Below are 12,438 nucleotides of genomic sequence, written 5' to 3' on the forward strand. Positions count from 1 at the left end.
GCCGATTCGACGGTTAAGCTGCCCACCGTGACGACGCCGGATGCGGTGGCCGCCGAGTCGGCGGCACAGATCCGCGCGCGCACCGGCGTCGACCAGCACGACGTCGCGATTGTCTTGGGTTCGGGCTGGGCTCCCGCGGTCGACGAACTCGGCGATCCGGTGGCGGTGGTACCGGTGGTCGAGTTGCCCGGATTCACTCCACCCACGGCCGAGGGACACGGCGGCCAGATGCTGTCGCTGCGCGTCGGCGACCGTCGGGTGCTGGTGTTCGTCGGCAGAATCCACGCCTACGAGGGCCACGATCTGCGCCATGTCGTCCATCCCGTGCGCGCGGCGTGTGCCGCCGGTGCGCGCACGATCGTGCTGACCAATGCGGCGGGCAGCCTGCGCGAGGATTTCGCCGTCGGACAACCGGTGCTGATCAGCGACCACCTCAACCTGACGGGCCGGTCACCGCTGATCGGGGCACATTTCGTCGATATGGTCGACGCCTATTCCCCCAGGCTCCGCGCCGTCGCCCGCGAGATCGACCCGACGCTCGCCGAGGGCGTCTACGCCGGTTTGAACGGACCCCAGTACGAGACGCCGGCCGAGATCCGGATGCTGCGCACGCTCGGGGCGGACCTCGTCGGCATGTCGACGGTGCACGAAACCGTCGCTGCGCGCGCCGCCGGTGCGCAGGTGCTGGCGGTGTCGCTGGTGACCAACCTCGCGGCGGGTATGACGGGCCAGCCGCTGAGCCACGAGGAGGTGTTGGCGGCGGGCCGTCAGTCCGCGACGCTGATGGGTTCCCTGCTCGCCGGGGTCATCGCCCGGCTCTGACGGCTGAGTCGGGAGTTCAGCCACACCATGCTGCGGGCCAGCAGCGGCGCGGCGAACAGCATCAGCAGGATCCGCACCACCTGCGCGGCGATGATGAACGTGACGTTGGATCCCGTCTCGACGGCGGTGGCCAATACGGCGTAGACGCCGCCGGGACTGGTGGCCAGGTAGCCCTCGAGGAGGGTGAGTCCGGTGAAGTGCGCCAACACGACGCCCAGCCCGGCCGTTGCGACGCTGAGCACGACGATGAGGCCGATCGCCGTCGGCAGGAGACGTCCGACCGCGCGCATTGAATCGCGGGTGAACGCCAGCCCGGCCTGCCACCCGATCAACGCATAGGCCAGCTGCACCAGCACCGTCGGCACCGCCAAGCCGAAGTCCAGGCCGGTCACCTCGAGGAGCACCGTCAGCGCCAGCGGCCCCAGCAGACCCGCGCCGGGCAGCCGGATCAGCTTGCCGACGGTGGCGCCGACCAGGACGAGTGCGATGAGCATGCCAATGCTCAAATACCAAGGAGCGGAGTCGGATTGGGTCATTGCCGCGCCGGGATGCGACTTGTCGGCGTGATAGATCAGCGTCACCACCACGGGCATCGACGCCGTCACCAATGCCACCCGCAGGTATTGCACCACCGACACGACGCGGTCGTCACCGCCGAGCTCACGGGCGATCGCGACCAGTCCGGACGCGCCGCCTGCGACGAGCGCCAGTGACCCCGTCAGTGGAGTGACGTCGCGGTGCAACGACAGCAGCGCACCACAGACGACACTGAGCAACAGAGTGGCGACCGCGACGGCGACGACGATCGGCCAGTGCGGACCGAGCGCATGGACGGCGTTCTGGTCGACCATCGTGCCGATGTAGACGCCGAGCACGCCCTGCGCAGCGACGCCGGCCGGACGCGGCACCCGGGTGGGGGCCAGGGCCGATAGCGCCAAGGCGATGCCGACGACAAGCGCGGCGAACAGCGCTGCCGAAGGCACCCCGACCAGGGTCAGCGGGTAGGTGACGGCGACGGTCACCGCTACCAGCAACGACCATCTCAGCACCCGTCTTATCACCATTGATTACAAGTATCCTCTTACTAAGTTATCGATGCAAATTGCGACTACTGTCGTGGACTAGCGACAATTACCAAGGTATAACTTGTATATGGACGAGGCTGAACCCGCGCGCAGATCGGCCGCCACCGAGCTGCGGGAATCGATCGTCGCCGTCAATCAGCAGATGCGCCGACACCGCTCGGATCACGGCCTGACGCTCAGCCAGATGCAACTGCTCGCAGAGGTCAGCCGTGCCGGCGTGACCACCCCGGCCGAGCTCGGCGTCCGGTTGGGCGTCCGGGTGCAATCGCTGACGGACAGCATCAACGCGCTGGAGGGCCGTGAGCTGATCGGGCGCAGACCCGACGAGGTCGATCGGCGGCGCCAGCTCATCGAGATCACCGCCGCAGGCGCCGAACTGCTCGAGGCCGATCGCGCCGAGCGCGACGCGTGGCTCCACGCGACCATGCGCGACAATCTCTCGGAGCTCGAGTTCGACCTGGTGATGCTCGTGGCGCCGGTGCTGCGCAAGCTCGCATATGCCGACTCCAAAGTGGGCACACTGAACGAATGACAGCGCGAGAGTGGACCTCGACCGCCGCGCAGGAGTGGATCGCACACGATCCCGACCCGAGGACCGCAGCCGAACTTCGCGAATGCACCGACGCCGATCTCGACGAGCGGTTCGCACATCCCCTGACGTTCGGAACCGCCGGCTTGCGCGGGCCGTTGCGTGGCGGACCGAACGGGATGAATCTCGCGGTTGTGCTGCGCGCCACCTGGGCCCTCGCCAAGGTGCTGACCGACCGCGGCCTGCGGGGCCACGAAGTCGTGGTCGGCCGCGACGCCAGGCACGGCTCTGACGATTTCGCCCTCGCCGCCGCTGAAGTGCTTGCCGCTCATGGGTTTTCCCCGCAGTTGATGTTCACCGCGGTGCCCACTCCGATCGTCGCGTTCGCCGTCCGGCACGGCGGTGCGGTCGCGGGCATCCAGATCACGGCGTCACACAATCCGCCGACCGACAACGGCTACAAGGTCTACTTCGACGACGGATTCCCCATCGTGCCGCCGGTCGACCGGGAGATCGAGCAGGCTATGGCCGACGCCCCGCACGCCGACCAGATTCGCCGGCAGGCGGTCACCCCCTCGGGCGTCGACGTCGTTCAGCGCTATGTCGAACGCGCGGCCCAGGTGCGACATACCCACGGGTCGGTACGAGTAGCGCTCACGCCGTTGCACGGTGTCGGCGGGGAGTTCGTGCTCGACGCGATGGTTCGTGCCGGCTTCGATGACGTGCACGTCGTCGACAGTCAGTTCGCCCCCGATCCAGACTTCCCCACGGTGGCACTACCCAACCCCGAAGAACCGGGCGCCGTGGACGCTCTGTTGAAACTGGCCGCCGACGTCGATGCCGACATCGCGGTCGCGCTGGATCCCGATGCGGACCGATGCGCAGTCGGCGTACCCACACCCGACGGTTGGCGGATGCTCACCGGCGACGAAACTGGTTGGTTGCTAGGTGATTACATCCTTTCCCAGATCGAACCCGGCCCCGTCATGGGGGCCACTGTGGTGGCGAATTCGGTGGTTTCCTCGCGAATGCTGGCGGCCATCGCCGCCGGGCACGGCGCGTGTCATGTGGAGACGTTGACCGGGTTCAAATGGCTGGCGCGCGCCGACCAGGACCTACCGGCCTGCACGCTGGTCTACGCCTACGAAGAGGCGATCGGGCACTGCGTAGATCCCGCATCCGTACGCGACAAGGACGGCATCAGCGCTGCGGTGCTGATATGTGATCTGGTGGTCGCACTTCGGCATCGCGGTCACACGCTGCTCGATGCCCTCGATGAGTTGGCCCGCCGCCACGGTGTGCACACCACGACCACGGTGTCGCGGCAGGTCGCGAATTCCGGTGAGGCCGAAGCAGTGATGGACCGGCTGCGCACGGCGCCACCGGATGTACTCGCGGGGTTCGACGTGACGCTCACCGATCTGCGGCATGCGAGCGGGCCGCTGTGCACCGACGCGGTGATCCTCTCGGGTGAGGATGGACCGACCACGATCCGGGTGGTCATGCGGCCGTCGGGAACGGAGCCGAAAGTGAAGTGCTACATCGAAGTTCGGCGCGGCGACATCCATGATCTTGGTGAGGCGCGCTCACGCGCCGAAGCGTTGGCCGCGCAGCTGCGGCACGAGGCGCGGCGGTGGTGAACCGCGGCTCAGGTCATGCCAGCTGACTCTGCGGTGCGCAAAGACTCATGCTCTCGGCGGTGGTCAGCAGTTCCAATCGGGCGAACCGACTTGCGGCCCTGCTTACCAGGCTCACCCTGCCATCGCGCAGCACCGACGCCGGGTGCATCGCGAGCAGATCATCGGAGACCGAGTTGCCGGTGCCGAGCAGCACGCCATGGCGGGCCCGCACGTGGCGGACTCCGTCGGGTGTGTCGACCATGGCCCCGACGGGCTGGCCGTCGTTGAAGAGCAGTCGCTGAATCGCGCTGGACCCGTGGACCTTTACTCCGCGTTCCCTGGCCACCTCCCGCAGCCACTGGCGCAAGGTCAGCCCGGACCGTCGAGCCGAAGGAATGTCTGCGACGACGCTGGCCAGGATCGACGTGCCGTCCCGCAGTCGCATCTCGGACATCGCCAACGCCGACAACCTGCTGAACACCAGACCGAACGGCGAGTTCAGGCAGTCGCGCGCCCAGTCAGCCAGCGCATGCCCATAGAACGGTGGCACCGGCGCCCATCGGTCGGTGGCGGCGTCTTCGAAAGATCGCACGGCGGCGGTCGGCAGCTGACCGTTGGCGTGGGTGCGGCGCGCCGGACCGAGCTCGCCCGTCAGCTCTAGGAGGTAGGCGGTTGTGGGCGCATCAAACTCATTCGCGCCCCAATACTTCTGCAGCTGCGCGGCCCAGGGCTCGTCGGAGTCGGCGAGGGACCCGATCTGCGGTGTCCGTCGACGCGGTTCGGCCACGAAAACAGACTGTCCGGCGTCAGCGGCGGCGATGGCGGCCGCCAGGCAGGCGCTGCCCGATCCGATACAGACGATGTCGACGAGTTCGCTGTTGAACATGGTCATGAGCTCCATCTCGGCACTCACGGCGCGACCGCGACACTGTCGATCACGACGCCAGCGCGCTGTGCAAACTCAACGCATATGCGCACTTTCAGCAATGCATTCCCCTACCGATTTAGTCATTAGCTGGCTACGCCGTTACCGCGTCTGGTTTCTGAACAGAAACTGCGAGTCAGACAAATTCATTGCTATGCGCGGAGGCTAACACTTAGCCAGTCTTGTCGCACTGCGCTGTGACGAACTCAACTCGACCGCCTAGCCGCTGGGGTGACACCCTCAGCACTACACGCGCGGACCCAGGTTAGCCCGACGAGCGAATCGATGCAATACTGATGCGCCGAGAAAGCTGCGTGGCAATCTGTTATTTACGTGCAAGAATATTGCCATTGGTTACTGGCAGTTTCGATTTGTCACCGCTAGATCGCGTGCCGCCGCCGCAGCCGATATTAGCCACGGCCTAGCAGTACGGCTGTCACGCAAACATACTTTCATACCGGGTCCAGCATGACGCAGCTACCGTACGTGACGTCATGGTCGGTTTTTAGCAAAGCGAAATGGCATGAATTTCGAGATGCCGCAGGCCCAGGTCAGAATTCCCAAATTTGGGAAATGTTACGACTTTATAGCCAATTGTTTGGTGACCGCCGGTAAAGGCTGTCCGCTAATCCCCACGGTTCGGCGCGCAGCTCGTAAGCGGCTAACGCGGCCCGAACTGTCGGTCTCCCGCGTCGCCGAGGCCGGGAACGATATAGGCGATGTCGTTGAGTCGTTCGTCGATCGTCGCGGTGAACAGACGCAGATCCGGGGCCACGCGTTCCAGCGCCGCGAGGCCCTCGGGTGCGACCACGACGCAGATCGCCGTCACGTCAACAACATTGCGGGCCTGCAGCAGTTTGATCGTGTGGGCCATCGACCCGCCGGTGGCCAACATCGGGTCGAGCACGATGACGGGTTGGGTGCTCAGATCGTCAGGCAGCGACTCCAAATACGGCGTGGGTTGGTGTGTTGTCTCGTCGCGAGCGACGCCGACGAAGCCGACGCGCGCCTCCGGGATCAACGCGTGTGCCTGATCGACCATGCCGAGCCCGGCTCGTAGGACGGGGACGAGCAGCGGCGGATTGGCCAGTCGGTGCCCGGTGGTCTCCGCGAGCGGGGTGCGGACCGGGACGGTTTCGGCGGCGGAGTCACGGGTGGCCTCGTAAACCAACATGAGGGTGAGGTCACGCAGCGCCGCCCGGAACGCCGCGTTGTCGGTATTGGCGTCGCGCAGCGTAGTCAGCCTCGCCGCGGCGAGCGGATGGTCGATGACACGAACGTCCATGCGCGCACATTAGTGGAACCCATCGGGCCCGGAGGCCGTCATAAGCGCATGTTCGCCGATACCGATGCGATACGTGCGCTGGGATCCGCCAACTCGGTTCATGCCGACGACCTCGCCGACGTTGCCGCCACGCTGTCGTCACTGCCGATTGCGGCATCCGGAAGCTCGCTGGGGCCCGTCGGCGCCGGCTTCCTGTCCGCCCTGACCGAGGCCGTGGCCGACGGATCCCGCGCGGCGGCCGCACTCAGCGAGCGGCTGTGGGCGTCGGATGCCGCGGCGTACGCCGTTGCGTCCGCGTACGACTCGGCCGACAGCGCCGCGGGCACCCGCATCGCGGGCGCCTAGCCGTGACCGGCGCACTGGTCGCTGAGCTGACGGCACCACTGCGAGCGGTGCAGTCCATGGTCGGTCCGGGATGGTCCGCAGGCACCGCTGCCGAGCCAGTGGCCGCACTGGCCAGGGCGCGAGACGCGCTTTCCGACATATCGGCGGCGACCAGGCGGTCGTGGCGTCAGACCGAATGGACCGGGGCGGGCGCCGACGGGGCAGCTGCCTTCATGGCGAGGACGCAGGCGGCCATCGACAACCTGGCCGATCGTGCCGACCGGATGAATGCGGTGGCGAGCACCGCCGGGGCCGCGGTGACACGCGCGCATGAGCGGCTGCGCGACATCATCGAGGACTTCGAATCGCACGCCGCAGCTTTGGAGCCGTTCCTGGATTCACGCGAGGTCGTCGCGGCGTTGCGGGCCGAGGCGCAGCGGTCGCTCGCCGAAGCCCTCGCAGTCGTCGAGGAACTTGAGGCCGAGCTGGAGGGGCACGCCTCGGCACTCGCTCGCCCGTCGGCTCCGCCACCGGCATCGACGGCGCCGTCCGGGATCGGCTCGGCAATGCCGTCGATGGGCTCGGGGATGGGCGGAGTTGCGCCGATGAGCCCCATGTCCGGTGGCACGTCGGGTTCGGGTTTCGGTGATCTGGCTTCGCTGTTCAAGCCGGATCCGCCGGCATCGTCACCCGAAGCGGGTGTCTTCGGCGACGGCGTCGCGATCCGGCTCCCCGACGGCAGCACCGCCACGGCGCCGAATGCGATGGCGGCCAGCGCGGTCCGGCATGCCCTGACACAGCTGGGAGTGCCGTACGACTGGGGCGGCACGACGCCGGGGGTCGGTTTGGACTGCAGCGGACTCACCCAGTGGGCGTATTCCGAAGCGGGACTGAGTCTTCCGCGACTTGCACAGGAGCAAGACGTCGGAGCGCCTGTCGCGGCAGGCAATTTGCGGCCGGGCGACCTCGCCGTGTGGGATGGCCATGTCGCGATGATCGTCGGGAACGGGATCATGATCGAGGCGGGCGATCCTGTCCGGCTCTCGCCGATCCGGACCGAGAACGCCGGGCAGGGCTTCCAGGGGTTCTGGCGTCCGACGGCGTGATCAGCCTTCGACGACGACCTTGATGCGTTCGAGTGTGGTCCGCATATCGCGCAGATTCCGTCGCTTTCGGAGAACGAACAGGACCTCCAGCGGCCGCAAGACCGGCGATTCGATGGTCCGGAAAGACTCGGTCACGTCGGTTCCGCGACCGCTGGGGGCGAAGGCGTAGTGCCAGTTGTTCACCGCGCGGTCGCCGGCCAACACGGCAAAACCGAATTCCCTCCCCGGCTCGCACGCCGTCACCCGGCACGTCGACCAGTACACCGGCCCGATCTCATTGCGCTTGACGTGACCACGGAATCGAGCGCCCAGGGCGGGTTCGGTTACTCCGTCGAGCCATTCGGATTCGAACACCTCCGGCGAGAACTTGCCGGTATTGCGAACATCGGCGACCAGCTTCCAGATGTCCAGTGGCGAAGCTTCCATGTGGACTGTCACCGCTCCGTGCATCAGGAGATCGTACGCGCGCGCAGGAAACTCGGATCGGGCCGAACGCGGGTTCCGGCTGGGTTCCTACTGACGGCGAGCGCCTCACGCTCAACCTCGGTGGCTATCCTGTGCGCCATGGCTGCTGACATCGTGCCGATCCGGCTTGGGCTGACCAAGGGCGACCTCTACACGCTATGGGCGCCGCGGTGGCGCGACGAGGGCGACGAGTGGGAGGCGTTCCTCGGCAAAGACGAGGATCTCTATGCCTTTGAAACGGTGGCTGACCTGGTCGCGTTCGTCAGGACCAACAAGGACAACGACCTCGCCGACCATCCCGCCTGGGAAAAGCTCACCCAGGCCAACGCGCACCGGCTGAACCCCACCGACGAGCGGCAGTATGACGTCGTCGGTGTCCCGGAACTGGCCGCGGAGAAGCCCAGCGACGAGACCGTGACCCAATTGCACCGGTCGCTGGCCATCGCATCGTCCATCGGATCGGTGTGCGAGCTGCCGGCGATCAGCAAGTTCTTCAACGGCAACCCAGGCCTCGGGCAGCTGGGCGGCGGAGTCGAGGCGTTCTCGGGGCGCGCCGGACGCAAGCGGTGGGCCGAGATCGAGACCGCGATCGGTCGCAGCTGGGACAACGTCGTCGACGCCATCGACGAGCTCGTCAGCACCCCCGAGGTCGACGCGGCTGCCGTGGAGAAGGCCGCCGCCGAGCTGGCCGAGGACGCTCCCGAAATCGAGGAAGAGGTTGCCGACGAGGTCGACGAAACCGACCAGGACGACGTCGAGGAGACCGACGACCTCGAGGACCATGCCGGCGGCGCGGTGCTCGGCAGCGACGACGACTTCTGGGTCAAGGTCGGCATCGACCCGGTCCGGATCATGACCACCGGCGGTACGTACTACACCCTGCGGTGCTACCTCGACGATCAGCCGGTCTTCCTCGGTCGCAACGGCCGCATCAGCGTGTTCGGATCCGAGCGTGCATTGGCGCGGTATCTGGCCGACGAGCACGACCACGACATTTCGAACCTGGCCACCTACGACGACATCCGCACGGCCGCCAACGACGGGTCGCTGCGCGTGAACGTCGCCGATGAGAACGTGTACGTACTCACGGAGATCGTCGACTATCTCGCCGAAGGACCCGACGCGATCGACCGTGACCAGCTGGACCTGGCCGTCGAATTGCTCAGGGACGTAGGCGACTACGCCGAGGACACCGTGGTCGAAGAGTCCCTGGACGCCGACCAGCCGCTGGGCAAGATCGTCTCGTACGTGCTGGATCCGGAAAATGTCCGGAAACCGACACCCCCGTACGCGAAGGCGGTTGCACAGTGGGAGTCGCTGGAAGCCTTCCTCGAATCGCGACTGCGCGCCGAATGAGGTTGCAGCTCAACCGATCAGGACTGCGAAGCGCGGCTTGATCACGTCGTCGATGATGGATAGGCGCTCGTCGAACGAGATGAAAGCGGACTTCATCGCGTTGATGGTGAACCGCTGAAGGTCGCTCCACCCGTAACCGAACGTCTCGACGAGTCGCAGCATCTCCTGGCTCATCGTCGTGTCGCTGATCAACCGGTTGTCGGTGTTGACGGTGACGCGGAACCGCAGCCGGGCCAGCAGATCGAACGGATGCTCGCCGATGCTGTCGACCGCACCGGTCTGCACGTTGCTGCTGGGACACATCTCGAACGGAATCCTCTTGTCCCGCAACAACGACGCCAGTCTGCCCAACTCCACCGTCCCGTCCGGCCGCTCGGTGATGTCATCGACGATCCGCACCCCGTGACCGAGGCGGTCGGCGCCGCAGAACGCTATCGCCTCGTGGATGGACGGCAGCCCGAACGCCTCTCCAGCGTGAATCGTGAACCGGGCATTGTTGCCCCGCATGTACTCGAACGCGTCCAGGTGCCGCGTCGGCGGATACCCGGCCTCGGCGCCCGCGATGTCGAAGCCCACCACGCCCTTATCGCGGAACCGGATCGCCAACTCGGCGATCTCCAGCGACCGTGCCTGATGCCGCATCGCCGTGACGAGGCATCGCACCACGATGGAGCGGCCCTCCGCGCTGGCCGCCTTCTCACCATCGGCGAAACCGGCCAACACGGCATCGACGACCGCGTCCAGCGACAGGCCGGCGTCGATGTGAAGTTCAGGCGCGAAACGGATCTCGGCGTAGACCACGTTGTCGGCTGCAAGGTCCTCGACGCATTCGAAGGCCACCCGGTGCAGGGCCTCGGGCGTCTGCATCACCCCGACCGTGTGTGCGAACGGCTCCAGATAGCGCACCAGCGACCCGCTGTGCGCCGCCGTGCGGAAGAACGTGGCAAGCCCGTCGACGTCGGTGGCCGGCAGGTCGCTGTAGCCGTTCGCGTCGGCGAGCTCGAGCACGGTGGCCGGCCGCAGCCCGCCGTCGAGGTGGTCGTGCAGCAGCGCCTTGGGCGCCTGCCGGATCGACTCCAACGTCAGTGCAGCCATGTCAACCTCCGCTCGTGATCCGATCGATGATCAGCGGGCGCCGGGGCGGCGCATGGTCCCCGACACGCCAGCCGCCGTCCAGTTCGGCCAGCGCGGCCTCGAACCGCTCCGGCGTCTCGGTGTACAGCGTGAACAGCGGCTCACCGGGTGCTACCGGCTCGCCGGAACGGCGGTGGATGCGCAGACCCGCACCGGACTGCACGCGCTCACCGGGCACAGAGCGACCCGCACCGAGCCGCCACACCGCAAGACCAACTGCCATCGCGTCGATGTCGTCCATGGTGCCACCACGCGGCGCGGTGACGGTCTCGGTATAGGCACCGATGGGCAACGCGTCCGCAGAGAGGGCACCGGGATCGCCGCCCTGCGCGGCGACCAGCTTGCGGAACCGATCCATGGCGGTGCCGTCTTTCAACGTCTGGGCCGGATCGACAGCGTCGATCCCGGCGGCGTCGAGCATCTCCGCAGCCAGCGCCAGCGTCAGCTCCACGACGTCTGACGGGCCTCCGCCGGCCAGCACCTCCAGGGACTCGGCGACCTCGATCGCGTTGCCCACCGTACGGCCCAGCGGCGTCGACATGTCGGTCAGCAGCACCCGGGTCACCAGCCCGGCTTCGGTGCCGAGGTCGGCGAGCGTGTGGGCCAGTTCTCGGCACTCCTCCTCGGTGTTGAGAAACGCGCCCGAGCCCACCTTGCAATCGAGCACCAGCGACGCGGCCCCCTCGGCGATCTTCTTGCTCATCACCGAACTAGCGATCAACGGCAGTGATTCGGTGGTGCCCGTGACGTCGCGCAGTGCATAGATCTTTCGGTCCGCCGGCGCCAGCTCACCGGCGGCGAAGATCGCGGCGCCGATATCGCAAAGTTGTTGACGAATCTGGGCTTTCGGCAACTCGGGCGTGAACCCGGGGATGGACTCCAGCTTGTCGAGGGTGCCGCCGGTATGTCCGAGTCCGCGCCCTGCTGCCTGCGGCACCGCGCCGCCGCACGCCATCACGACCGGCACGAGCGGGATGGTGATCTTGTCGCCCACCCCGCCGGTGGAGTGCTTGTCCACCAACGCCAATGGCTTTCCATCGCGGCGCAGATCTGTAAAGTCCATGCGCTCGCCGGAGGCCACCATCGCCGCCGTCCAGCGAGTGATCTCCGATCGCGTCATACCCCGGAGGAAGATCGCCATCAGCAGCGCCGACATCTGCGCATCGGCCACCCGGCCGTGGGTGTAGGCGTCGATCACCCAGTCGATCGCCGCGTCGGAGAGCACGCCGCCGTCGCGCTTAGTCCTGATGATCGTCGGGGCGTCGAATGTGAACTGCATCACCGGATTACGGTACTTCTTCCTGGGGTCCCTCACGCCGTGCCAGGTCCTGCGGTCCGAACGCGTCGGGCAGCAACTCACCTAGCGGCCGTGGCCCCATCGGATGGTCGATCAGCATCTGCGGCCCGCCATGCTCGAGCAGCACCTGCCGGCACCGCCCGCACGGCATCAGTACCTCTCCCGCACGATCCACACACGACAGCGCGATGAGCCTCCCGCCCCCGCTGGCATGAAGGGCGCAGACCACTGAACACTCAGCACAGAGACCTAGGCCATATGAGACATTCTCCACATTGCAGCCGGACACCATCCGGTGATCGTCGACCAGCGCGGCCGCCCCGACCGAGAAGCCCGAGTACGGGGCGTACGCATGGACGGACGCCTCGGTTGCCTTGTAGCGCAGCATTTTCCAGTCGATTTCGGACGTCATGTCGCTCTCGCCCGTAGCGATTCTGAATGCATTCCGAAGCTCCCGTCCCGCGGTAGGCCAGTGACCAAGGTAACCCTAA

13 protein-coding genes are annotated in these 12,438 nt (G+C 66.7%); 6 read left to right on the forward strand and 7 right to left on the reverse strand.

Annotated features, from left to right (window positions below; translation table 11 throughout):
- Positions 1–27 precede the first annotated feature (27 nt).
- Positions 28–822, forward strand: coding sequence for a purine-nucleoside phosphorylase (locus G6N36_RS12800; RefSeq protein ID WP_163686836.1), 795 nt, complete (start codon positions 28–30; stop codon positions 820–822).
- Here the strand turns inward: G6N36_RS12800 and G6N36_RS12805 are convergent.
- Positions 768–1,886, reverse strand: coding sequence for an AbrB family protein (locus G6N36_RS12805; protein ID WP_163686837.1), 1,119 nt, complete (start codon positions 1,884–1,886; stop codon positions 768–770). The genes G6N36_RS12800 and G6N36_RS12805 overlap by 55 nt on opposite strands.
- A gap of 88 nt (positions 1,887–1,974) precedes the next feature.
- Here G6N36_RS12805 and G6N36_RS12810 point away from each other — a divergent pair, with 88 nt between their 5' ends.
- Both G6N36_RS12810 and G6N36_RS12815 read left to right on the forward strand, forming a co-directional pair.
- A complete protein-coding gene (locus G6N36_RS12810) occupies positions 1,975–2,439 on the forward strand; it encodes a MarR family winged helix-turn-helix transcriptional regulator (protein WP_163686838.1) in 465 nt (154 codons plus the stop codon).
- A complete protein-coding gene (locus G6N36_RS12815; protein WP_163686839.1) occupies positions 2,436–4,076 on the forward strand; it encodes a phospho-sugar mutase in 1,641 nt (546 codons plus the stop codon). The genes G6N36_RS12810 and G6N36_RS12815 overlap by 4 nt, the downstream gene beginning before the upstream one ends.
- Positions 4,077–4,089: 13 nt before the next feature.
- Here the strand turns inward: G6N36_RS12815 and G6N36_RS12820 are convergent, their stop codons facing one another.
- Positions 4,090–4,968, reverse strand: coding sequence for an FAD-dependent oxidoreductase (locus tag G6N36_RS12820; protein ID WP_235690032.1), 879 nt, complete (start codon positions 4,966–4,968; stop codon positions 4,090–4,092).
- Between the two features lie 673 nt (positions 4,969–5,641).
- Positions 5,642–6,265, reverse strand: a complete 624-nt coding sequence (upp, locus tag G6N36_RS12825; protein ID WP_163686840.1) for a uracil phosphoribosyltransferase — start codon at positions 6,263–6,265, stop codon at positions 5,642–5,644.
- A gap of 48 nt (positions 6,266–6,313) precedes the next feature.
- Here upp and G6N36_RS12830 point away from each other — a divergent pair, with 48 nt between their 5' ends.
- A complete protein-coding gene (locus tag G6N36_RS12830; RefSeq protein WP_163686841.1) occupies positions 6,314–6,610 on the forward strand; it encodes a hypothetical protein in 297 nt (98 codons plus the stop codon).
- Positions 6,611–6,612: 2 nt separating this feature from the next.
- On the forward strand, positions 6,613–7,695 hold the full coding sequence (locus G6N36_RS12835; RefSeq protein ID WP_163686842.1) for a C40 family peptidase: 1,083 nt from the start codon (positions 6,613–6,615) through the stop codon (positions 7,693–7,695).
- Here G6N36_RS12835 and G6N36_RS12840 read toward each other — a convergent pair whose 3' ends face one another.
- Positions 7,696–8,145, reverse strand: coding sequence for an SRPBCC family protein (locus G6N36_RS12840; protein ID WP_163686843.1), 450 nt, complete (start codon positions 8,143–8,145; stop codon positions 7,696–7,698).
- 114 nt (positions 8,146–8,259) lie between these two features.
- On the opposite strand from G6N36_RS12840, the gene satS reads away from it, so the two are divergent.
- Positions 8,260–9,516: a protein export chaperone SatS gene (gene satS, locus G6N36_RS12845; RefSeq protein WP_163686844.1), complete on the forward strand. Its 1,257-nt coding sequence runs from the start codon at positions 8,260–8,262 to the stop codon at positions 9,514–9,516.
- Between the two features lie 9 nt (positions 9,517–9,525).
- Here the strand turns inward: satS and G6N36_RS12850 are convergent, their stop codons facing one another.
- Genes G6N36_RS12850 through G6N36_RS12860 form a run of 3 tightly spaced genes read right to left on the reverse strand, consistent with a single transcriptional unit; the run spans position 9,526 to position 12,359 of the window.
- A complete protein-coding gene (locus G6N36_RS12850; RefSeq protein WP_163686845.1) occupies positions 9,526–10,611 on the reverse strand; it encodes an adenosine deaminase in 1,086 nt (361 codons plus the stop codon).
- Between the two features lies 1 nt (position 10,612).
- A complete protein-coding gene (locus tag G6N36_RS12855; RefSeq protein ID WP_163690650.1) occupies positions 10,613–11,929 on the reverse strand; it encodes a thymidine phosphorylase in 1,317 nt (438 codons plus the stop codon).
- A 7-nt stretch (positions 11,930–11,936) separates the two neighbouring features.
- Complete coding sequence (locus tag G6N36_RS12860; RefSeq protein ID WP_163686846.1) at positions 11,937–12,359, reverse strand: cytidine deaminase; 423 nt, start codon at positions 12,357–12,359, stop codon at positions 11,937–11,939.
- Between the last annotated feature and the right edge of the window lie 79 nt (positions 12,360–12,438).

The sequence above is a fragment of the Mycolicibacterium gadium genome, assembly GCF_010728925.1.
Lineage (GTDB): Bacteria > Actinomycetota > Actinomycetes > Mycobacteriales > Mycobacteriaceae > Mycobacterium > Mycobacterium gadium.